The 22,262-nt window shown below is 68.3% G+C and carries 19 protein-coding genes; 15 read left to right on the forward strand and 4 right to left on the reverse strand.

Annotated features, from left to right (window positions below):
- The first annotated feature begins 14 nt into the window (after positions 1-14).
- Together SK803_RS39210 and SK803_RS39215 are read left to right on the forward strand one after the other, a co-directional pair.
- A complete protein-coding gene (locus tag SK803_RS39210; protein ID WP_319971269.1) occupies positions 15-902 on the forward strand; it encodes an AurF N-oxygenase family protein in 888 nt (295 codons plus the stop codon).
- On the forward strand, positions 875-1,663 hold the full coding sequence (locus tag SK803_RS39215) for an alpha/beta fold hydrolase (RefSeq protein ID WP_319971270.1): 789 nt from the start codon (positions 875-877) through the stop codon (positions 1,661-1,663). Before SK803_RS39210 ends, SK803_RS39215 begins: the two co-directional genes overlap by 28 nt.
- Positions 1,664-1,702: 39 nt before the next feature.
- Here the strand turns inward: SK803_RS39215 and SK803_RS39220 are convergent, their stop codons facing one another.
- Positions 1,703-2,332: a TetR/AcrR family transcriptional regulator gene (locus SK803_RS39220; protein WP_045314793.1), complete on the reverse strand. Its 630-nt coding sequence runs from the start codon at positions 2,330-2,332 to the stop codon at positions 1,703-1,705.
- 126 nt (positions 2,333-2,458) lie between these two features.
- Here SK803_RS39220 and SK803_RS39225 point away from each other — a divergent pair, with 126 nt between their 5' ends.
- The 11 genes from SK803_RS39225 (at position 2,459) to SK803_RS39275 (ending at position 16,137) form a co-directional block, all read left to right on the forward strand.
- Entirely contained in the window at positions 2,459-3,412 is a 954-nt protein-coding gene (locus SK803_RS39225) for an alpha/beta fold hydrolase (RefSeq protein WP_319971271.1), read from the forward strand.
- A 40-nt stretch (positions 3,413-3,452) separates the two neighbouring features.
- The gene (locus SK803_RS39230) at positions 3,453-4,442 is read left to right on the forward strand and encodes a DUF3152 domain-containing protein (protein WP_319971272.1); all 990 of its coding nucleotides are present in this window, start codon (positions 3,453-3,455) and stop codon (positions 4,440-4,442) included.
- Positions 4,443-4,521: 79 nt separating this feature from the next.
- Positions 4,522-5,694, forward strand: a complete 1,173-nt coding sequence (gene moeZ, locus SK803_RS39235; protein WP_319971273.1) for an adenylyltransferase/sulfurtransferase MoeZ — start codon at positions 4,522-4,524, stop codon at positions 5,692-5,694.
- Between the two features lie 148 nt (positions 5,695-5,842).
- On the forward strand, positions 5,843-6,640 hold the full coding sequence (locus SK803_RS39240) for a TIGR02569 family protein (RefSeq protein WP_319971274.1): 798 nt from the start codon (positions 5,843-5,845) through the stop codon (positions 6,638-6,640).
- 105 nt (positions 6,641-6,745) lie between these two features.
- Positions 6,746-8,662 carry a molybdopterin oxidoreductase family protein gene (locus tag SK803_RS39245; protein WP_319971288.1) on the forward strand — a complete coding sequence of 639 codons (1,917 nt, stop codon included), beginning with the start codon at positions 6,746-6,748 and terminating at the stop codon, positions 8,660-8,662.
- Positions 8,659-10,128, forward strand: a complete 1,470-nt coding sequence (locus tag SK803_RS39250) for an FAD-dependent oxidoreductase (RefSeq protein WP_319971275.1) — start codon at positions 8,659-8,661, stop codon at positions 10,126-10,128. Before SK803_RS39245 ends, SK803_RS39250 begins: the two co-directional genes overlap by 4 nt.
- Positions 10,129-10,225: 97 nt before the next feature.
- Complete coding sequence (locus SK803_RS39255; protein ID WP_319971276.1) at positions 10,226-11,527, forward strand: nitrate/nitrite transporter; 1,302 nt, start codon at positions 10,226-10,228, stop codon at positions 11,525-11,527.
- A 113-nt stretch (positions 11,528-11,640) separates the two neighbouring features.
- Complete coding sequence (gene nirB, locus SK803_RS39260) at positions 11,641-14,097, forward strand: nitrite reductase large subunit NirB (protein ID WP_319971277.1); 2,457 nt, start codon at positions 11,641-11,643, stop codon at positions 14,095-14,097.
- On the forward strand, positions 14,094-14,408 hold the full coding sequence (gene nirD / locus SK803_RS39265; RefSeq protein ID WP_319971278.1) for a nitrite reductase small subunit NirD: 315 nt from the start codon (positions 14,094-14,096) through the stop codon (positions 14,406-14,408). The genes nirB and nirD overlap by 4 nt, the downstream gene beginning before the upstream one ends.
- Positions 14,405-15,499, forward strand: coding sequence for a uroporphyrinogen-III synthase (locus SK803_RS39270; protein WP_319971279.1), 1,095 nt, complete (start codon positions 14,405-14,407; stop codon positions 15,497-15,499). The genes nirD and SK803_RS39270 overlap by 4 nt, the downstream gene beginning before the upstream one ends.
- Positions 15,496-16,137 (forward strand): sirohydrochlorin chelatase, encoded by a 642-nt coding sequence (locus SK803_RS39275; protein WP_319971280.1) that lies wholly within the window; start codon positions 15,496-15,498, stop codon positions 16,135-16,137. The genes SK803_RS39270 and SK803_RS39275 overlap by 4 nt, the downstream gene beginning before the upstream one ends.
- A 293-nt stretch (positions 16,138-16,430) precedes the next feature.
- On the opposite strand, the gene SK803_RS39280 is transcribed toward SK803_RS39275, so the two are convergent.
- The 3 genes from SK803_RS39280 to SK803_RS39290 are packed head-to-tail and all read right to left on the reverse strand — an operon-like array spanning position 16,431 to position 19,079.
- The gene (locus SK803_RS39280) at positions 16,431-16,748 is read right to left on the reverse strand and encodes an MGMT family protein (RefSeq protein ID WP_319971281.1); all 318 of its coding nucleotides are present in this window, start codon (positions 16,746-16,748) and stop codon (positions 16,431-16,433) included.
- A gap of 13 nt (positions 16,749-16,761) precedes the next feature.
- A complete protein-coding gene (locus SK803_RS39285; RefSeq protein WP_319971282.1) occupies positions 16,762-17,751 on the reverse strand; it encodes an alpha/beta hydrolase in 990 nt (329 codons plus the stop codon).
- 17 nt (positions 17,752-17,768) lie between these two features.
- Complete coding sequence (locus SK803_RS39290) at positions 17,769-19,079, reverse strand: cytochrome P450 (RefSeq protein ID WP_319971283.1); 1,311 nt, start codon at positions 19,077-19,079, stop codon at positions 17,769-17,771.
- Positions 19,080-19,257: 178 nt separating this feature from the next.
- On the opposite strand from SK803_RS39290, the gene SK803_RS39295 reads away from it, so the two are divergent.
- Positions 19,258-20,076 carry an SAM-dependent methyltransferase gene (locus SK803_RS39295; protein WP_319971284.1) on the forward strand — a complete coding sequence of 273 codons (819 nt, stop codon included), beginning with the start codon at positions 19,258-19,260 and terminating at the stop codon, positions 20,074-20,076.
- 174 nt (positions 20,077-20,250) lie between these two features.
- Positions 20,251-22,262 (forward strand): putative bifunctional diguanylate cyclase/phosphodiesterase (locus SK803_RS39300; RefSeq protein ID WP_319971285.1); only part of this gene is annotated, 2,012 nt, incomplete at its 3' end.

The raw sequence follows: 22,262 nt of genomic DNA on the forward strand, positions 1-22,262 counted from the left end.
GGGGAGGGTAACCGATGAGGGTCGCCGATCGGGAGAAGACCGCGGAACGGCTGCTCAAGTCGTCCGCCGAGAAGTTCTACGACCCCGAGGTGGACATCGACTGGTCCGCACCTCTGGTGGACGGCCTCTTCTACATCCCTGAACAGCGCATTTCGCTCTACGGCACGCCTCTCTACGAGTCGCTCACGCACGAGCAGCGCATCGAGCTGTCCAAGCACGAGCTGGCGTCGATCGCGTCCGTCGGCCTGTGGTTCGAGCTGCTGCTGATGCAGATGCTGGTGAAGGTCGTCTACAACACCGACCCGACCTCGCGGCACGCCCAGTACGCGCTGACCGAGGTGGCCGACGAGTGCCGGCACTCGACGATGTTCGCGCGCCTGGTCGAACGGATCGGCTGCCCGCCGTACGGGCCGATCAAGCACACGCACCGGTTGGGCAAGCTGCTGCCGACGATCGGGTACGGGCCCGCGATGTACGGCTCGATCCTGGTGGCCGAGGAGATCCTCGACCGGTTGCAGCGCGAGGCGATGAACGACGACACCGTCCAGCCGATCGTGCGGATGGTGAACCGCATCCACGTGCTGGAGGAGGCCCGTCACGTGCGGTTCGCGCGTGAGGAGCTGGTGCGCGGGATGGGCGAGCTGAAGGGTTATGAGCTGCCGTACCAGAAGTGGCTGATCGGGTACGTGTCGATGATGATCACCCGGACGATCATCAATCCTCAGGTGTACGCGGCGGTCGGGCTGGACGTGCGTGAGGCTCGTCGGCAGGCGCTGGCGAACGAGCGCTTTCAGGAGACCATTCGCTGGTCGGGGGAACGGATCATGTCGTTCCTGGAGGAGGCCGGACTCGTCGGGAAGCCGGGGATGCGCTCATGGCGTCGCTCGTTCTTGATCGGCTGAACGTCGTCACGTCGGGGCCTTCGTCCTCCGACGTGACCGCGGTTTTGCTGCACGGGTGGACGATGGACCTCACGACGTGGGATCGCGTGGCCGCGCGGTTGCCCGGGCGGGTGGTCCGGTATGACGTGCGTGGGCATGGGAAGTCGTCCGGTGACGGACCGGCGCCGACGTTGTCCGAGCTGGCAGACGACCTCGAAGCGGTCCTCGAGGAGTTCGCTCCTGCCGGACGGCTCGTGCTCGCGGGCCACTCCCTCGGCGGCATGACGATCATGGCACTGGCCGAGCAGCGCCCCGAGCTGTTCGCGCGCATCACCGGGGTGGCTCTGGTGGCCACCTCGTGCGGGGACCTGCCCGGCTTGAGCGGGGTCGAGCGGCTCGCGGGGAAGTGGCTGGTCAAGCGGCCGAAGATCGGGTTCGGCCGGGTGATCGCGCCAGGTCTGCGCGTCACCTTCGGCCGGCGTCCGCGCTGGGCCGACGTGCGCGCGGCGGCGGCGATGGCGGGGAACACGACGGGGACCGCGTTCGTGGGTGTCCGGGAGGAGCTGACCCGGCATCAGCGGCGGGAGGCGTTGGCGGTGCTGTCGGACGTTCCGACCGTGGTCATGGCCGGGTCGTGGGACGTGCTCACGCCGATGCGGCACTCACGGGTGCTGGCCGAGGCGTTGCCGGCCGCGGAGTTCGTGATCTATCCGAAGGCCGGGCACATGCTGCCGCTGGAACGCGCGGAGGACGTGGCAAGACGGATAGCCGCACTGATGTAGCGAAAAGGGCCCGCGAGTGCGGGCCCTTTTTCGTGCAGGTCAGTGCTGGAGCGGGAAACCGCCGCCGATGCCCCGCCAGGCGAGGTTGGAGATCAGCGCGACGGCGTCCTCCTTGGGCACCCGGCGGTTGTCCGCGAGCCACGACCGGGCCGTGACCTGTGACAAACCCACGAGCCCGACGGCCAGCAGCCGCGCGCGCTCGGGGTCCAGACCGGCGTCGGCGGTGATGGTGTCGGTGATGGCGTCCACCGAGTCGGTGGTGGCGCGTTCCACGGCCTCCTGCACGGCCGGCTCGGAGCGCAGGTCGGACTCGAAGACCATGCGGAAGGCCTGGCCTTCGCCGTCCACGAAGTCGTAGAAGGCGGCTACGGCGGCGCGGACGCGGAGTTTGTTGTCCGGCGAGGAGGCGATCGCGGTGCGGACGCGGCCCACCAGTTCGTCTACATGGGACTCCAGCAGGGCCATGTAGAGCTCTAGTTTGCCCGGGAAGTGTTGGTACAGCACCGGCTTGGACACGCCTGCGCGTTCCGCGATCTCGTCCATCGCCGCGGCGTGGTAGCCGTTGGCGACGAACACGTCCTGCGCCGCTGCCAGCAGTTGCGCGCGGCGGGCGGTGCGCGGCAGTCGAACGCCCCTGCCTGCGGGTGCGCTCTGCGCCGTCTCCGTCATGGTGCCTCCAGCACGAGTGATCTGCCGTCGGCGAGGGGTTGCCTGACCGAGGCGTGAGCGCAACCTTACTCGCTGGTAGCCCACATCCGGGAACCATCTGTGCTCCTTTTCCCGCATCCTGGTCTGGTGAGCACGCTGATTCCCGCCCCGTTGTCCAACGTCGCGCTGCCGCCGCTGGACAAGTCCCAGACGCCTTGGCCGGGTGAGTTTCACCAGGTCGACGACCATGAGGTCCATGTCAGGGTCACGCCTGGCGACGGGCCGCCGGCTGTGTACGTGCACGGGCTTGGCGGGTCCGCGACGAACTGGACAGATCTCGCGGCCCAGCTGCAGGGGCATGTCAGCGGGTACTCGGTGGACCTGCCTGGCTTCGGGCGGTCGGAGCCGATTCCGGGGTATGACTTCAGTCTTCCCACGCATGCGCGCACGGTGATCAAGTACATCGAGACGCTGCCGCAGCCGGTGCACCTGTTCGGCAACTCCATGGGTGGGGCGATCTCCGTCATCACGGCCGCTACCAGGCCGGATCTGGTCAAGACGCTCACGCTGGTGTCGCCTGCCGTGCCGGATCTGAGGCCGCGGCTGGATCGGATGTCGGATCCGCGGATGGCGCTTGCGGTGCTGCCGATCATCGGGTCGAAGGTGCGGCGCGAGCTCGCCAAGCTGACGGCGCACGAGCGCACCAAGCAGATGCTGGGGTTGTGCTTTGCCGATCCGAGTGTGGTGCCCGACCACCGGATCGAGGAGTCGATCAAGGAGAACGAGGAGCGGGCCCGGCAGAAGTGGGCAGGACAGGCGCTCAACCGCAGCACGTTCGGGCTGATGCAGAGCTGGCTCACGCCTGGGCCCAAGTCGCTCTGGCGCATCCTTCCGCTGGTCAAGGCGCCGACGCTGGTGTTGTGGGGGGAGAACGACCGGCTGGTCAGCGTGCGGAAGGGGCCGAAGACGGTGAGGCTCCTGCCGAAGGGGCGACTGCTGGTGCTGCCGCGCACCGGGCACGTGGCCCAGATGGAGCGGCCCGCCACCGTGGCCAGGGCTGTGCTGGGCATGTGGGAGGCGGTCGATCGACACACATGGTGAGCAACGACGGCCATACGGGGGATGTGGGATCCTGGGGAACGTGAATCGCGCCCCCGAGCGAGGACGAACTGATCCGCCCGCTGACCGCTACCGTCGTGGCGCGCGCCGGACCAGCGCGGAACCGCTCGCGGCCGCATGGGAACCAGACGGCACGGCGCAGACCAGGAGACCCCGCAAGCGCGGGGTGAAGAAGCTCGTCTCCAACTACGGGTGGCGCATCTACGCGATCCCGGTCCTGCTCGTGCTGACCGCGCTGGTGGTGCTCGACACGGTCCAGCCGAAGTCGCCCGCGGCCGGTGACAGCACAACCGGCGCCGCCCAGACGCCCGTCAGCACGCCGGAGGCGCCCGCGTCCGAGTTGCCGGGCAAGAAGCCGGTGCTGAACATCCCCACCGCCGAGCTGCCGCCCGGTCCGGACTTCTCGCAGGACGGCGTCGGCACGTTCAAGGCGGTCCCCGGCAACGGTGCCCGGATCGGCGAGGCGAACGCGCAGAAGTTCCGCAAGTACGCGATCGCCATCGAGGACGGCGTCAAGCCGGCCGACTACAACGACGACGCGGCCGCGTTCGGGCGCACGGTCGACGGGTTCCTGTCCGACCCGCGCAGCTGGATCGGCACCAAGACCGTCGCGTTGCAGCGGGTCGAGGCGGACCAGAAACCGGACTTCATCGTCACGCTGACCAGCACGAAGACGACGCACACGCTGTGCGGCAAGGAGATCCCGTTCGAGACCTCCTGCTGGAACCCGGAGAGCAAGCGCGTGATCATCAACGTCGCCCGCTGGGTGCGCGGAGCCATGGTCTACGGCCGTGACCTGGCCGGATACCGCAACTACGTGATCAACCACGAGGTCGGGCACGCCCTGGGCAGCGGCCACGCGGCCTGTCCGGAGGCAGGCGCGCCGGCCCCCGTGATGATGCAGCAGACGTTCGGGGTCTCGAACGACTTCGTGTCGCAGCTCAACGCGGGCCAGGACGTCGTGCCTGCCGACGGCAAGGTGTGCACGCCGAACGCGTTTCCCGCAGGCTGAGACAGCTTTCCAACGGGGAAGAGTCGAGGCAGGGTAGACGTTGTCTCGGACACGGAGACATTCGTCGAGGAGGACCAGCATGGCGCTTCCGCCGCTCGTTGAGCCAGCCGCGGAGCTGACCAAGGAAGAAGTCGCGCGATACAGCCGGCACCTGATCATCCCGGACGTCGGGGTGGACGGGCAGAAGCGGCTGAAGAACGCGAAGGTGCTCGTCGTCGGCGCGGGCGGCCTGGGCAGCCCGGCACTGCTGTACCTGGCCGCGGCCGGGGTCGGCACGCTCGGCGTCGTCGACTTCGACGTCGTGGACGAGTCGAACCTGCAGCGTCAGGTCATTCACGGCCAGTCCGACGTCGGCCGCCCGAAGGCGGAGTCGGCGCGTGACTCGGTCGCCGAGATCAACCCGTTCGTCAAGGTGATCCTGCACCAGACGCATCTCAACTCCGAGAACGCGCTGGAGATCTTCCGCGACTACGACCTGATCCTCGACGGCACCGACAACTTCGCCACCAGGTACCTGGTGAACGACGCCGCGGTGCTGCTGGGCAAGCCGTACGTCTGGGGCTCGATCTTCCGGTTCGAGGGCCAGGTCAGCGTCTTCTGGGAGGACGCACCGGACGGCCAGGGCCTGAACTACCGCGACCTCTACCCGGAGCCGCCGCCTCCCGGCATGGTCCCGTCGTGCGCGGAGGGCGGCGTGCTGGGCGTGCTGTGCGCGTCGATCGGCTCGATCATGGTGACCGAGGCGATCAAGCTGCTCACGGGCATCGGCGACCCGCTGCTGGGCCGTCTGATGGTCTACGACGCGCTGGAGATGTCCTACCGGACCATCAAGATCCGCAAGGACCCGGAGTCGCCGAAGATCACCGAGCTGATCGACTACGAGGCGTTCTGCGGTGTCGTGTCCACGGACGCGCAGCAGGCGGCCGCCGGCAACACGATCACGCCGCTCGAGCTCAAGCACAAGCAGGAGTCCGGTGAGGACTTCCTGCTGGTGGACGTGCGCGAGCCGCACGAGTTCGAGATCGTCCGGATCCCCGGATCGGTGCTGATCCCGAAGGACAAGATCCTGTCCGGCGCGGCGTTCTCGGAGCTGCCGCAGGACAAGCCGCTGGTGCTGCACTGCAAGTCCGGTGCTCGCTCGGCTGAGGCGCTCGCGGCGTTGCACAAGGCGGGCTTCAAGGACGCCGTGCACGTCGGTGGCGGTGTGCTGGCGTGGGCTCGCGAGGTCGACCCGTCGCTGCCGACCTACTGATGGCTCGAGGGTGTCCGCAAGTACTGCCAACGGCCTAACCGGTGGTACTTGCAGACGCTCCAACGGCTGCGCCGTCTGGGTGGTGGGTTGAATCACGACGTGTCGTGGTCCACCACCCGGACGGTCTAAGCAGGTAGCGTGCCCGACCGTGACCCGGTCCCCCGAATCGCCCCCAGCGCACGTGCGTGCGGCGTTCGGGGCACGTGACGCCGAGCCAGAGCTCATCGACGGTGGCCCTGCGTGGCGGTGCGGCGATGCCACGATCCGGCCCGCGCCCAAGCCGGCGGAAGCCACCTGGATCGCCAAGACCCTCGACGGCCTGGACGTGCCGAACCTGCGCATCGGCAGACCGCTGAGATCCACCGACGGCCGGTACGTCGTCGGCGGCTGGTCGGCCACCAAGTTCCTCGCCGGACGGGCCGAGGCGCGCCACGACGAGGTGATCGCCGTCGCTCAGCGCCTGCACCAGGCCACCGCCGAGCTGCCCAAACCCCGGTTCCTCGACACGCGCACCGACGTGTTCGCCGTCGCCGACCGCAAGGCGTGGGGCGAGGAGGACGTGCCGCTCGACGCGGACCTCGGCGGCAGGCTGTTCGACCTGTTGAAGGAAGTGCAGAAGCCGGTCAACCTCAAGCCGCAGGTCGTGCACGGGGACCTGTTCGGCAACGTGCTGTTCGCGGGTGACGCCCAGCCCGCCGTCATCGACTTCACCGCGTACTGGCGTCCGTCCGAGTGGGCCGCCGCCGTGGTCGCCGTGGACGCCGTCGCGTGGGGCGGCGCGGACTCCGGCCTGCTCCACCGGTGGAGTCACCTGGCCGAGTGGGAGCAGATGCTGCTGCGCGCGACGTTGTTCCGTCTTGCTGTGCACGCGCTGCACCCGTTGTCAACGTCACAGTCGTTTGCGGGTTTGGAACGTGCTGCTCACCAAGTGACAGCACTGCTCTGAGCGGGCCATTTTCCACCGACGAAACATTGCGGACCACCGGGTTAACGCGGGCTTCTTAGCGTCAGCGGCGTGACCCATTGCCCCTACTGCGCGCTGCAGTGCTCCATGAGCGTCATCGACGGCCAGGTGGCCCCTGGTCCCGGTGGGCTGTGCCAGAAGGGCTGGACGGCTGGGGACCTGCTGCGCCATCCGGGCAGGTTGACGACGCCTCTTCTGCACGGCGAGCCCGTCTCGTGGGACGAGGCGATGGACTTCGTCGTCGCGAAGATCCAGTCGTACGAGCCCGACGAGGTCGCAGTGTTCGGTGGCGGCGGGCTGACCAACGAGAAGGCGTACCTGCTCGGCAAGTTCGCGCGCGTTGCCCTGAAGACCTCGCAGATCGACTACAACGGCCGGTTCTGCATGTCGTCGGCGGCCGCGGCGGGCAACAAGGCGTTCGGGCTGGATCGCGGTCTGCCGTTCCCGCTCACCGATCTCCGAGGCGCCGACACGGTGTTGCTCGCGGGCTCGAACCCGGCCGAGACGATGCCGCCGTTCCTCCGGCACCTCGAGGGCGCGCGGTTGATCGTCATCGACCCGCGCCGCACCCCGACCGCCGAGCGCGCGACGTTGCACCTGCAGCCCGCGCCGGGCACGGATCTGGCGCTGGCATTGGGTTTGCTGCACACGGCCGTGATCGAGGGCGCGATCGACAAGGAGTACATCTCGTCCCGGACCTCCGGTTTCGACGAGGCCTGGCGGATCGCCGCGCAGTGGTGGCCCGAGCGCACCGAACGCGTCACGGGTGTTTCCGCCGCTGATCAGCGCGCTGCCGTGAAAATGCTGGCCGGCCGGTCTTATGTGCTGACCGGTCGTGGCACCGAACAGCACGCGTCCGGCACCGACAACGTGTCGGCGTGGATCAACCTGTCTCTGGCGTTGGGCCTGCCGGGCCGCGCCGGATCTGGTTACGGCTGCCTGACGGGGCAGGGCAACGGCCAGGGCGGTCGCGAGCACGGGCAGAAGGCCGATCAGCTGCCCGGTTACCGCAAGCTCGACGATCCCTTGGCGCGCAAGCACATCATGGACGTCTGGGGCGTCGACTGGCTGCCGGGACCGGGACGCAGCGCGTACGAACTGCTCGACGCGGACGACCTCAAGGCGATGCTGGTGTTCGGCAGCAACCCGGTGGTGTCGGCGCCCCGTGCGTCCGGCGTCGCCGATCGGTTGAAGGCACTGGACCTGCTGGTGGTCGCGGACTTCGTGATGTCCGAGACGGCGGCGATGGCCGATGTCGTGTTCCCGGTGACGCAGTGGGCCGAGGAAGACGGCACGATGACCAACCTCGAAGGCCGGATCATCAGGCGCCGCAAGGCACTCGACCCACCCGCCGGCGTGCGCAGCGATCTGGAGCTGATCAACGGCCTGGCTTCGCGGCTCGGGGTCGGGGGTTTTCCCGTCGTGCCCCAGGAAGCTTTCGAGGAGCTGCGCAGGGCGTCCGCCGGCGGTCTCTCCGACTACTCCGGCATCACCTACGAGCGGCTGGAGTCCGAGCAGCTGCACTGGCCGGTGCCGTCCGTCGAACATCCCGGCACGCCAAGGCTCTTCCTCGACCGGTTCGCGCACGCCGACGGCCTGGCGCGGTTCGTCCCGGTCGACCACCGCGGCCCCGCCGAGCCGCCGGACGACGAGTTCCCGTTGCAGGCCACCACCGGACGGGTGTTGCAGCACTACCAGTCGGGCGCGCAGACGCGGCGGATCGGCGAGCTCATGAAGGCAGTTCCCGAGATGTACGTGGAAATGCACCCGGACACGGCGATGCGGGCGGGACTCGCCGCCGGCGAGCCCGCACACGTCGTGTCCAGGCGGGGAACGGTCACGGCGACCGTGCGGTGCGTGCCGAGCATGCGCGGCGACGTGGTGTTCCTGCCGTTCCACTTCCCCGGTGACGGGCGGGCGAACCTGCTGACCAACCCCGCGCTCGATCCCACGAGCCGGATGCCCGAGTTCAAGGTGTGCGCGGTGCGATTGGAGCGGGTATGAGGCGAGTAGTGATCGTCGGCTACGGCATGGCGGGCGCGCGGTTGGCCGACGAACTGCGGCGCCGCGATCCGGACATCTCCATCACGGTCATCGGCGCCGAACCGCACGCCGCGTACAACCGCGTGCTGCTCTCGACGGTGGTCGCGGGGGCGATGACGCCGGAGTCGACGCGGCTGCACGACACGACGTGGGCCACCGAGCACAACATCGACCTGCGGCTCAACCACGAGGTAACCGAGATCGACCGAGCCACCCGCACCGTTGTTCTCCGCACGCGGGGCCCTCGCGTGCGCTCTGATGGTACGAAAGCTCCCCGCGTGCACCTTCCGTACGACGCGTTGGTGCTGGCGACGGGCAGTACGCCGTGGGTGCCGCCGGCCGAGGGGCTGATCGAGGACGGGAAGCTGGCACCGGGTGTCGTCGCCTTCCGCACCCTCGACGACTGCGCGGAGATCGAGGCCAAGGCCCACAAGGGCGCACCCGTGGTCGTTCTCGGCGGCGGTCTCCTCGGCATCGAAGCCGCCCGCGGCCTGGCCGGACGCGGCTGTCTGGTCACCGTCGTGCACCCCGTCGGCCACCTGATGGAACGCCAGCTCGATCCGGGTGCCGGCGGTGTTCTCGCCCGCACCCTCGGCCAGCTGGGCATCGAGTTCCGGCTCAACGCGCTGGCCGCCAAGTACCTGCCAGGTGACGGCCTGATCCTCGACGACGGCTCGCACCTCCCCGCCGAACTCGTGGTGGTCTCCGCCGGCGTCCGCGCCGAGACGTCGCTGGCCGTCAAGGCTGGTCTGGAGGTCGACCGGGGCATCCTCGTCGACGACGCGCTGCGCACCAGCGACCCGCGCATCCACGCGATCGGCGACTGCGCCCAGCACCCCGGCACGGTGTCCGGTCTGGTGCAGCCGGCGTGGGACCAGGCGGCGGTGCTCGCAGACCGGCTGACCGGCGTCAATCCGGCCGCTCGGTACCGCGGCACTTCCGTCGTCACCCGGTTGAAAGCCCGTGACGTCGACCTGGCCGCGTTGGGTGAGGTGCACACCGAGGTGGACTGCCCGGACTCGGAAGTCCTGTGTTTTCAGGAACCCTCGCGCGGCCGGTACGCCAAGCTCGTCCTGCGCGACGACAGGGTCACGGGCGCGATCATCATCGGCGCACCGGACGCCGCCGCCACGATCACCCAGCTCTACGACCGCGGCATCCCCGCCCCGACCGACCGGTTGGCGTTGCTGCTGGGACGAGCGCTGCCGGCCGAGGCCGCGAGCCCGGCCGACCTGCCGTCCAGCGCGGTGATCTGCCGGTGCAACACCGTTTCCAAGGGACAGATCGTGTCGGCTTGGCGTGCGGGCGCGGAAACCGTTCCGCAGCTGGCCGAGGCGACGCGGGCCACCACGGGCTGTGGTGGCTGCAAGGACGCTGTGTGCGGATTGCTCGACTGGCTCGGCGCCTCACAGCCGGCCTCCGCGTGATGTGCGGCGGAGTTGCCTTCGCCGTCATCGGTCAGAACTCCCTGGTAATGCGCGGTTCTTACGTTCTACGGCAATCGCCGACCCCACGGAGGACTTCATGAGCTGGATCGACCACTGGGAGCCGGAGAAGCCCGAGTTCTGGGAATCCACCGGCAAGCGGATCGCCCGAAAGAACCTGGCGTTCTCCATCTTCGCGGAGAACCTCGGCTTCAGCGTGTGGGTGCTCATGAGCATCGTGGTTGTGAGCCTCGGTTCGGTCGGGTTCAACTTCAGCGTGGGCCAGCAGTTCTGGTTGCTGATCGTGCCGAACCTGATCGGCGCGATCCTGCGGGTGCCCTACACGTTCGCGGTGCCGAAGTTCGGTGGGCGGCTGTGGACGGCGATCAGCGCCGGGTTGCTGCTGATTCCGTGCACGATGCTCGCCTACGCGGTCTCCACGCCGGGCACTCCGTACTGGTTCTTCCTGCTCACGTCGGCCGCGATGGGCCTGGGCGGCGGCAACTTCTCGTCGTCGATGGCGAACATCTCGTTCTTCTACCCGGAGGGCAAGAAGGGCCTGGCGCTCGGCATGAACGCCGCCGGCGGCAACCTCGGCGTGGCGATCACCCAGCTGATCGTGCCGGTCGTGATCACCATCGGCACCGGGATCCACCTCGCGTACGCGGCGTTGATCTGGATGCCGTTCATCGTCGTCGCGACGGTCTGTGCGTGGTTCTTCATGGACAGCCTCACGCAGGCGAAGCCGGACGGTCAGTCGTACAAGCTGGCGCTGTCGAACAAGCACACCTGGGTGATGTCGTTCCTCTACATCGGCACGTTCGGGTCGTTCATCGGGTACTCGTTCGCGTTCCCGTCGCTGATCAAGATCAGCTTCGTCGACTACAAGGGCTGGGTGGCACTCGCGTTCCTCGGTGCGCTGATCGGCTCGGTGGCGCGTCCGGCCGGCGGGTGGCTCGCGGACCGGATCGGCGGGGCGAAGGTCACGCTCGCGACGTTCCTCGGGCTCGCGGTCGGCACGATCGGCGTGATGACCAGCGTCGACATGCAGAGCTTCCCGCTGTTCTTCAGCTCGTTCATCCTGCTGTTCGTGCTGGCCGGCGTCGGCAACGGCTCGACGTACCGGATGATCCCGGCGATCTTCCGCACCCAGTCGGACGACGACAAGTCGGCCAAGCGGCAGGCCGCCGCGGTGGTCGGCATCGCGGGTGCGATCGGCGCGGCCGGTGGTGTGCTGGTGAACCTCGTCTTCAAGTTCTCGCTGGAGGGCTCGAAGACCCTGACGCCCGCGCTGACCGCGATTCTCGTCTTCTACGGGCTCTGCGTCGGCACCACGTGGTGGTTCTACCTGCGACGCAACGTGTTCGTGGAGCGGCCGAGCCTCGCGTACGCGGGCGTGTGACGCACACCGCTGCTACCTGCGAAGAGAGTTTCCTTTAACACCCGCGAAATATCGCGGACCTTGGGATGACACGCCGCGCGGTGAGCATACCGGGCGGAGGGAGTGATGCGGACATGACGCGAACCCTGGTTGTGATCGGCAACGGAATGGTCGGCCACCGGCTCGTCGATGCTCTGAACGGATCCTCCTGGCGGATCGTGGTGTTCGGCGAGGAAGCCCGCCCCGCTTACGACCGGGTGGCGTTGTCGTCCTATGTGGACACATGGAGCTCCGCGGACCTGGAGCTGGCACCGTTGTCCGGCGCGGAGATCCGGCTGGGCGAGAAGGCTGTCTCGGTCGACCGGGAACGGCGTGTAGTGGTCGGTGCTTCCGGCGTCGAGGTCGCGTACGACGCGTTGGTGCTGGCGACCGGCTCGGTGCCGTTCGTGCCACCGGTGCCCGGCCGCGATCTGCCTGGCTGTCACGTCTATCGGACGCTCGACGACCTGGACGACATCCGCGCGACCGTGCAGGCCGCCAAACGGCCCGGCCGGCACTCCGGCATGGTGCTCGGCGGCGGTCTGCTCGGGCTGGAGGCGGCCAACGCGTTGCGCGGCATGGGAGTCTCGCCGCACGTCGTGGAGCTGGCTCCGCGGCTGATGCCGATCCAGGTCGACGACGGTGGCGCCGGGCTGTTGAAGCGACTGGTCGAGAAGCTCGACCTGACCGTGCACACCGGCACGTCGGCGTCCTCGATCGAACGTGACGGGTCGCGGTTGATCGCCAAGCTGGCCAACGGGGTCGAGCTCGACCTCGACGTCGTGGTGTTCAGCGCGGGCATCCGGCCGCGCACCGATCTGGACCTGGGACTGGAGCTCGGTCCCCGCGGTGGTTACCTGGTCGACTCCGCCTGCCGGACCTCGGATCCGCACGTGTTCGCGATCGGTGAGTGCGCTTCCGTCGAAGGCGTGGCGTACGGGCTCGTGGCTCCCGGTTACGCGATGGCCGAGGTCGTCGCGGATCAGCTCAACGGTGGCACCAAGGTGTTCCCCGGTGCGGACATGTCGACGAAGCTGAAGCTGCTCGGTGTCGACGTGGCGTCGTTCGGCGACGCGCACGCGCAGACCGAGGGTGCGCTGGAAGTCGTCGTGAACAACGCGGTCGCGGGCACCTACAGCAAGCTCGTGGTGTCGGACGACGCCCGCATCCTGCTGGGTGGCGTGCTGGTCGGTGACGCTTCTTCCTATCCGTCGCTGCGGCCGTTGGTGGGCAAGGAGGTTCCGGCGGCGCTGTTGCAGCCCGGTGGGGCCGTGGACGTGGAAATGCCCGCGGATGCGCAGGTCTGCTCCTGTCACGCGGTGACCAAGCAGACGATCACCGACGCGATTCAGTCCGGTGTCGCCTGCGACGTGGCCGAGCTCAAGGCGTGCACCAAGGCGGGCACCGGGTGTGGCTCGTGCGTGCCGATGCTGAAGAAGCTGCTGACCGACTGCGGTGTCGAGCAGTCCAAGGCGTTGTGCGAGCACTTCACGCACTCGCGCGCGGAGCTGTTCGAGATCGTCCGCGCGACTCGGATCACCACGTTCACGTCGTTGGTGGAGAAGCACGGCAGCGGGCGCGGGTGCGACATCTGCAAGCCTGCCGTGGCCTCGATCCTGGCGTCGCTGAACAACGGGCACATCCTTGGCGAGGCCCAGGTCTCGTTGCAGGACACCAACGACAAGTTCCTGGCGAACCTGCAGCGCAACGGCACGTACTCGGTGGTGCCGCGGATCCCGGGCGGCGAGATCACGCCGGAGAAGCTGATCGTCATCGGCGAGGTGGCGCGCGACTTCGGGCTGTACACGAAGATCACCGGTGGTCAGCGGATCGACATGTTCGGTGCGACCGTGGACCAGCTGCCGGAGATCTGGCGCCGGCTGGTCGACGCCGGCTTCGAGTCCGGTCACGCGTACGGCAAGGCGTTGCGGACGGTGAAGTCCTGCGTCGGCACGACGTGGTGCCGTTACGGCGTGCAGGACTCGGTCGGACTCGCCATCGAGCTGGAGCTGCGCTACCGGGGTCTGCGCTCGCCGCACAAGCTCAAGTCGGCCGTCTCGGGGTGTGCCCGCGAGTGTGCCGAGGCGCGCAGCAAGGACTTCGGCGTGATCGCGACCGAGAACGGCTGGAACCTCTACGTGGGCGGCAACGGCGGCTTCACGCCTCGCCACGCCGACCTGCTGGTGTCCGATGTGGACACCGAGGAGCTGATCCGGATCATCGACCGGTTCCTGATGTTCTACATCCGCACGGCGGACCGGTTGCAGCGCACCTCGGTGTGGCTGGAGGGCCTCGACGGCGGGCTCGACCACCTGCGTGAGGTCGTGGTCGAGGACAAGCTCGGCATCTGCGCCGAGCTGGAAGCCGCGATGGCGTCCCACGTCTCCGACTACGCCGACGAGTGGCGTGGAGTGCTCGAGGACCCGGAGAAGCTGGCGCGGTTCACCAGCTTCGTGAACGCGCCCGGCACTCCCGACCCGACGATCTCGTTCCGCGCTGAGCGTGGTCAGCGCGTCCCCGTCCAGCTCGGAATTCCGGAGGTCGTCAGGTGACGGTGGTCTGTGACTTCGACGTGTTGCGTCCCGAGCAGGGCGTGGCCGCTCTGCTGCCAGACGGTTCGCAGGTGGCGGTGTTCCTGACCGCCGACGGTTCCTTGCACGCGTTGGACAACATCGACCCGTTCAGCGGTGCCGCGGTGTTGTCGCGCGGCATCGTGGGTGATCGCGGTGGCGTTCCCGTCGTGGTGTCGCCGGTGTACAAGCAGGCGTTCGAGCTGGCCACCGGCAAGTGCCTGGAAGAGCCGTCTGTTTCCGTTGCGGTGCATCCGGTTCGTGTGCGTGATGGCGTGGTGGAGCTGACATGACGGAGCCGCTGGCGGGCTTCACCATCGGCGTCACGGCGGCCCGTCGCGCCGACGAGTTCGGTGCCCTGCTAGAACGCAAGGGCGCCACGGTCATCCACGGCCCCGCCATCAGGATCGTGCCGCTGCCCGACGACGCGGAACTGCACGCGGCGACGCAGCAGCTCGTGTCGATGCCGATCGACGTGGTGGTCGCCACGACGGCGATCGGCTTCCGCGGATGGTTCGAAGCCGCTGAAGGTTGGGGACTGGCGAGCCGGCTGCACCGTGCTCTGGAGGGCGCGGTGGTGTTGCCACGCGGCCCGAAGGCGAAGGGTGCGGTGCGGGCGGCAGGCCTCGTCGAGACCTGGTCGCCGTCGTCCGAGTCGAACGCCGAGCTGCTGCAGTACCTGCTGCGGATGGGCGTCGCCGGCAAGCGGGTCGCCATTCAGCTGCACGGTGAGCCGCTGCCGGACTTCGTGAACACGCTGAGCGCCGCCGGTGCCGAGGTGGTCGAGATCCCGGTCTACCGCTGGATGCCGCCCGCGGACACCGGCCCGTTGCAGCGTTTGCTGGACGCTGTCCTGAATGGTCAGGTGGACGCCATGACGTTCACCAGCGCCCCGGCCGCCACGTCGGTGCTGCGCGCCGCGGGCGAACGGTACGGCGCGTTCGTGGAGGCGTTGCGGCGCAACGTTCTCGTGGTCGGCGTAGGTGCGATCACCGCCGGTCCGCTGGTGGCTGCCGGGATTCCGGTCGTCCAGCCGGCACGAGCCCGGATCGGGTCGATGGCCAGGGAACTGGCGCTGGAACTGCCCTCTCGGGCGACCCGGCTGCGGATCGCGTCCAGGGACATGGAGATGCGGGCTCAGGCCGTGGTGATCGATGGCGAGCTGCGCCCGGTCGCGCCGGCGCCGATGGCCGTGCTGCGGACGTTGGTGGAGGCGCGGGGACGGGTGGTCTCCCGGCAGGACCTGTTGGCCGCCTTGCCTTCCGGCGGTGAGGAGCACGCGGTCGAGACGGCCATCGGACGGCTGCGGACCGCGCTGGGTTCGCCGCAGATGGTGTGCACGGTTGTCAAACGTGGTTACCGCCTAGCTATGGAGCCCGCATGAAGCTGGTGTTGGCGTTTCACGGCACTCGGGATCCGCGCGGGGCCGTCGTTTGCGACGAGATCGCGTCTTTGGTCCAGGCATCGGTGGACGTCCCCGTCGAGGTCGCCTACGCGGATGTGCGGCAGCCGGACGTCCGGTCCGTTGTGGATGGACCTTGTGTTGTGGTGCCGGCGTTCCTGGCTGCCGGCTACCACGTTCGGGTCGACATTCCCGAGCAGATCGGCTCGCGTCGCGACGTGGTGCTGACCTCGCCTTTGGGCCTGGGCGCGGTGCCGGCGGTGCGGGACCGGTTGCGGGAAGCAGGTGTCCGCCGCGGCGACGCAGTAGTGCTCGCCGCGGCGGGATCATCGGACGCGCGGGCACTCGCCACGGTGCAACGCGCGGCTTCGCTGCTCGGCGCGGAAGCCGTCGGCTACGTGGCGACCGCGACGCCCCGCGTGCCCGACGTCGTTGCCGGGCTGCGGGGGCGCCGCGTGGCCGTCGCCTCGTGGCTCCTGGCACCAGGGACATTCCACGGGTCGCTCGCCGAGTGCGGCGCGGACGTCGTGTCCGCACCGATCGGGGCGCATCCTCTTGTGGTCGATGTGTTGCTGCGCAAGTACTACGAGGCTCGGGCGGTGTTGCTGCAATCAGCATGAGGGCGGAGTGGATCCGGCCTCAATGGAACTGTTCCACTGGGCGGTTTGACAGGGATCGAGGCTGGCTGGGGACCGAGCGTGCGGGATTGTCGGACGCACGCCGGCCAGGGCCGGGTGGCTGCCTGGGGGACGGGTGCGACACCGTGCGTGCGGTCGCCTGGGGCTGCACCGCGCGTGCTCGCATCATTGCGATCGGGGCTTGACCAGCGCCGCGGTTGGGCTCGACTGCGGGTTTGAGGCGCTCTGCCCCACCCAGCGCGACATCAGGGATGACGGCGCGTGGCGCCCAGCGCCTACCAGAGGCCTTCGGCTTCTTCCTTGCGCGCGTCCTCCCAGCGGTACTCGCGCAGGTTCACCTTGCCGTCCAGGTTCGGCACACCCTCCTCGTGGAGGAGTTGGAGCTGCGTCTCGCGGAGGTGCGGCGCGCAGGTGCCGTCGGCCTTGAGCACGCGTTGCCACGGCAGGTCGTGGCCGTCCTCGTTGAGGATGCGGCCGACCAGCCGTGGCGACGGCGCCTTGGCGAGATCAGCGATGTCGCCGTAGGTGGCGACGCGTCCGCGGGGGATGGCCTTGATGCAGTCGCGGATTCGCTCGTGGATCTCTTCGTCCATCCCCCGAGTCTAGCTAGATGCCCTTGGCCCACTGGGAGACGACCGCGTGGTAGTCCGGGGCGTTCGGGGCGTAGTTGATGGAGTGGCCGTAGCCGTTGAGGATGTAGGTGTCGAGGCGGGAGGCTGCCGGGAAGAACAGGCCCTCGTCGGCCTTCAGCGCGGCGGGGGAAGAGCAGTCGCTGCCCATCAGCGGCAGGCCCGAGCTGCAGAAGTGGGTGTCGTTGCCCACGACGATCAGCACCGGGACGGTGATGTTGCGGCTGATCGGGGTGATGACGGTGTTGAGGAGGATGGTGTCCACGGCTTCCGTGGCCGCGAAGACGTCCTTGGTGGACTCGTCGAACGAGATGGCGCCGGAGACCAGCGGGCCCGGTTTGTGGAACGCGTTGTAGCGGGTGTCCGGCATCGTGGTCAGGTAGCCGAGGTCCAGGCCTGCCGGGATCATGTTGGCCAGCACTGGGACGACCGTTATGTAGTTCATCTTGTGCGTGAAGCCGGTGACCAGGACGCCGTCGACGTCTTGCCAGGTGCCGGCTTCGATCAGGGCCATCGCGGAGCCGATCGAGTGGCCCGCGACGATCACCTTGGTGAAGCGCGGTTTCAGGGTCTGGATGACCTGGTGCACCGCGCTTGCCTGGGTGGAGGCGGTGAGCAGGACGCTGAGGGGTTTGGAGCTCGTGCCGGTGCCCAGGCGGTCCAGGGCGAGGGTGGCGATGCCCGCCTTGTTCTGGGCGCGGGTGAACGAGTGGGTCGTGGGTTCGTAGCCCACGTCCCAGTAGGACCTGTCGTAGGTGCCGCCGGGGATCAGGACCTGCACGGTCTTGGCGCCGTCAGGGGTGCACAGCCTGCCGGCCATGGTTTCCTGCGAGGTCACCAACGGGGTGAGGCCGACCCTGACGGGATAGCTGACTTCCTGGCAGGTGACCGCCGCGGAAGCGGGGAGCGGGACCAGCAGTGTTGCGGTGGCTAGTAGGGCCGCGGCGCACAGCCGACGGAAACGCATGGGGGTACTACCTCCAACTAGTTGCGGGGAACGGCCTTCATGAGCAGGCCGTTGGGGTACGGGGCGGACGTGAACTTCACGCGCGCCGGACGGGTGGGGACCAGTCGCCAGCGGGCCGCGACTGTCGCGAGGGTGACGATGATTTCGGTCTGGGCGAAGGTGTTGCCCAGGCACTGGCGGTTGCCGCCGCCGAACGGGATGAACGCGCCGCGCGGGAGACCGGCGGCGAACGACGGTGTCCAGCGGTCCGGGTCGAAGCGCCGGGGTTCTGGGAAGTAGCGCTCGTCGTGGTGCAGGGCGTGCGGGCTGACGATCACCTCGGCGCCGGCGGGCAGGGTGACGTCGCCCAGCTGGACCTCGGTGAGGGTTCGGCGCATCACGAACCAGATCGGGTACCGTCGCAGGGTTTCCTGGACTATCTGTCCTGTGTAGACCAACGAGCTCACGTCGGCGAACGTCACCGGGCGGTCGCCGACGACCGAGTCGATCTCGGCGTGCAGGCGGCGTTCGATCTCGGGGTTGCCGCCGACCTCGTAGAGCGCCCAGGCGAGGGCGATCGCGGTGGTCTCGATGCCCGCGGTGAGCAGGGTGAGCACTTCGTCGTAGGTCTGCTGGTCGGTCATGCCGACGCCGTCTTCCTGGGCTAACAACAACATCGAGAGCATGTCGCCGTGGTCGGTGCCGTCCGCGCGCCAGCTCTCGATCACTTGCAGCACAACGGCTTTCATCCGGGCGATGGCCGCGTCGAATTCCTTGTTGCCCGGAATCGGGAGTTTTTCGACGAAAGCGGGGGACAGCGCGCGGATCATGCCCTGCTGGATGACCGTGAAGATGGACCGGCGAACCTCCTCGACCGCGCGGTTGCCGATCTCCGTCGAGAAGAGCGCCTCGCCGACGATGGTGACCGCGAGCTCCTGCATGTCGTCCTCGACGACGCGGATCTCGCCGGGTTGCCAGCGCGCAGCCAGCGAAGAAGCAGCACGAGCCATCGTCGAGGCATACGCTTCAATCCGTTCCCGGTGGAAGGCCGGCTGCATCATCCGGCGCTGTCGCAGGTGGTACTCGCCGTTCGACAGCAGCAACCCGGTGCCCAGGTACGGCTGGAACTTGTCGAACATCGCGCCCTTGCGGAACTTCGAACCCTGCGTGACCAGAACTTCGTAAGTCAGCGAAGGATCTGAGACGAAATACGCGTGCAGAGGACCGAGGTCCAGACGCACCACATCACCGTGCTCGTGCAGCGCGTCGGTGAACTTGGCGCGCTGGGTGAGCATCGCCGGGGTGTGCCCGAGTAACGGCCAGCGGTGGGGAGCCACCGGGACTGGCATCCAGACTCCTGGGAGTTGGGCCGGATGGGGACGGACCACCTTAGGAGCCGTTTGGAGGAGGACGACAGTGCCTGAACGGGTGGTTCCGGGTCACTCTGATGGTTCAGTGCAGCTGCCGCTCGGGTGACTAAGCTCGTGCGTCATCCCCGAACCGCCACGAACCGAAGAGGTGTTCACCGTGGCTCAGACCCAGGACTGGGTGCCGCTCGGCATCGACACCAGCGTGCCGAGCATGGCTCGCGTCTACGACTACATCCTCGGCGGCGCCCACAACTTCGCCGCCGACCGGCAGGTCGGTTCCCAGATCGAGAAGCTCGTGCCGGGACTGCCCAGCGTCGCCCGGTTGAACCGGCGGTTCCTCGGCCGCGCGGTGAACTTCCTCATGGACCAGGGCGTTCGCCAGTTCCTCGACATCGGTTCCGGCATTCCGACCGTCGCGAACGTGCACGAAGTGGCGCAGGAACGCGACCCGGCTGCGCGAATCGTCTACGTCGACAAGGATCCGGTCGCCGTAGCGCACAGCGAATTGATGCTGTCCAACAACGAAAATGCTGCAATTGTGCACGCCGACATGCGCGACCCGGAGTCCGTGCTGTCGAGTCCAGAAGTGCGGCGCTTGTTGCGATTCGACGAGCCGATCGGCATGTTGATGCTGCTCATGCTGCATTGGGTGCCGGACGAGGACAGCCCGGAGAAGCTCGTCGCCCGCTACCGGGACGCGTTGCCCGCCGGCAGCTTCGTGGTGATGACGCACGTCGCCAAGGACCAGATCGACGAAAGCGTCGACAAGGCCGCTGACGTGGTCAATCGCAGCAAGAGCGCGGACCGGATGCACATGCGCACGCACGGGCAGGTCGCCGCGCTGTTCGACGGGTTCGAGCTGGTGGAACCGGGTTTGGTCGGGTGCGGGGAGTGGCGGCCGGACGGGCCTGGTGATTTCGCGGACGAGGCGTCCATGAACATGTTTTTGTACGCCGGGGTGGGTCGTAAGGCCTGAAATCACCCTGTAGTGTCGGAGGATCACACTGTTGGCGCAATGAGCACCGACTGCCGGTAGGTAAACTCCCGGACACTCTTCAACCCATACAGGGCAACGGGAATGACGAATCCAAGCCGAAGACCCGATGCCGCTCCACCTGCGGACACCGCCGCCGTCCGCGCGCGAGAAGCCTTGGCGCGCAAGTGGAGCTATCTGCTCAGCAGCGTCGTTGTCGTCGCGTTGAGCAGGGACGAGTTGGACGCCGAACTGGGCAGCCAGCTCGACGCGTTGTGCGCGGCGCTGCACAACGAGCCGTTCGACCCCGCTCCGTTCGAGGAGGTCGGCGAGCGACTCGTCGCTCTCGGCTACGTCAACGAGCCCGGGCTCAAACGCACGGTCGACGTGCTGGGCAAGGGCTTGCTGGCACTGGAGGAGTTCCGCGCGAGCGACCAGCACACGGTGCGCGTCGTCGGCGGAATCGGTGCGCTGACGTGCGGCTTCACCGTCGCTCGGGCGCGTTCCATCCTGGACCAGCAGGAGAGCATGCAGCGGTCGCTGATGAAGGCCGCCCGTGACGCGCAGTGGGACCAGCGGCAGAGCGAGGCCAAGTTCGCCGGCATCGCGATCTCGTCGACCAACGGCATCCTGATCGTCGGCCTCGACGGGAAGGTGGTGTGGGCCAACGACGCCATCGGCGAGATCATCGGCCGCGCGCCGGAACCGGGCGTCCGGCTCATGGAGCTCATCGCACCGAACTCCGTCGCGGTGTTCCGCGAGATGATGGAGAAGGTGCTCGCCGAGCGCGACGAGTTCGAGCGGGAACCGATGCAGTTGCTGCGCGGCGAGGACGACCTGGCCAAGGTCACGCTGACGGCGTCACTGCTGCGCGACGGCGACGACAAGCCGAGCCATGTGCTCGTGGTGGCCGACGACGACACGGAACTTGCTTTGTTGCAAGGAGAATTGCGCAGGCAGTCGCTGCACGACGTGCTGACCGGGCTGCCCAACCGGCAGTTCTTCACCACGCACCTGGAAACGGTGCTGCGCCGCGCCGACCCCGAGTTCGGCGTGACCGTGTTCCACCTCGATCTCGACGCGTTCGGCCTGGTGTGCAACAGCCTCGGCGGCCGCGTCGGCGAGAAGCTGCTGCAGCACGTGGCCCGCAGGCTGCGGGCGTTGACGTCCCGTGAACGCGCGATGGTCGCGCGGTTCGACGGCGACGAGTTCGGCATCGTCGTGGAGAACACCTTCACCACACCGAACATCGCGACGATGATGGCGACCATCAACGCCGACCTGGCCGAACCGGTCTTCGTGGACGAACACGGGCTCGCGGTCTCGGTGAGCGCCGGTGTGGTCCACCAGCCCTCGCCCGACGTCGAGCCCACGGAACTGCTGCGGATGGCCGACCTGGCGTTGCGGCAGGCGAAGAAGGACCAGCGCGGGCAGTGGGAGTTGTTCCACGGCAGCCAGGACACCGCGGACCGGCGCGATGCCGCGCTCGCCGTGGTGATGCCGGGAGCGTGGGAACAGGGCGACATCGGCGTGGCCTACCAGCCCGTGCGCGTGCTCGCGACCGGTGAGCTGGCGGGCGTCGAGGCCGTGCTGCACTGGGACCTCTCGGACAGGTGCGCCGCGCTCGCCGACTCGACCGGCCTGATCCTGCCGATGGGCGAGTGGCTGATCAGGGTTGCGGCCGGCCAGGCGCAGTGGTGGCGTCAGCGCGGCGAGCTCGACCAGCAGTTCGGCGTCCGGCTCACCCGGCACCAGGCCACCGACGCGGATCTGGTGTCCCGCGTGGCGAAGGTGGTCGAGGAGACCGCGATGCCGCACGAACGGATGACGCTGAGCATGCCGGTCGGCGTGCTGGGCGTGGCCGGCGCGGCGGAGAACCTGGCCACGCTGGCGGACATGGGCATCCGGATCGCGCTCGACGACTTCGCTCTCGGGCCGAGCGACCTGGCCTGGCTCTCGGAGCTGCCGGTGGTGGCCGTGGTGGTGCCGAGGGATCTGGTGCGGCGCAAGGATCCCCGGTCCGCCGTCCTGATCCCGGCCGTGCACGAGCTGGGCGTGCGAATCTGCGTGGACGGCATCGAGACCGCGGAAGAAGCGAAGTGGTGGACGGAAGCGGGCGCCGACCTCGCGATCGGCGCCCACTTCGGTTCACCGCGGGACGCGGGAGAGTTCCTGAAGAAGCTGCGCGA

The organism is Lentzea miocenica (assembly GCF_033949945.1).
Classification (GTDB): Bacteria; Actinomycetota; Actinomycetes; order Mycobacteriales; family Pseudonocardiaceae; genus Lentzea; species Lentzea miocenica.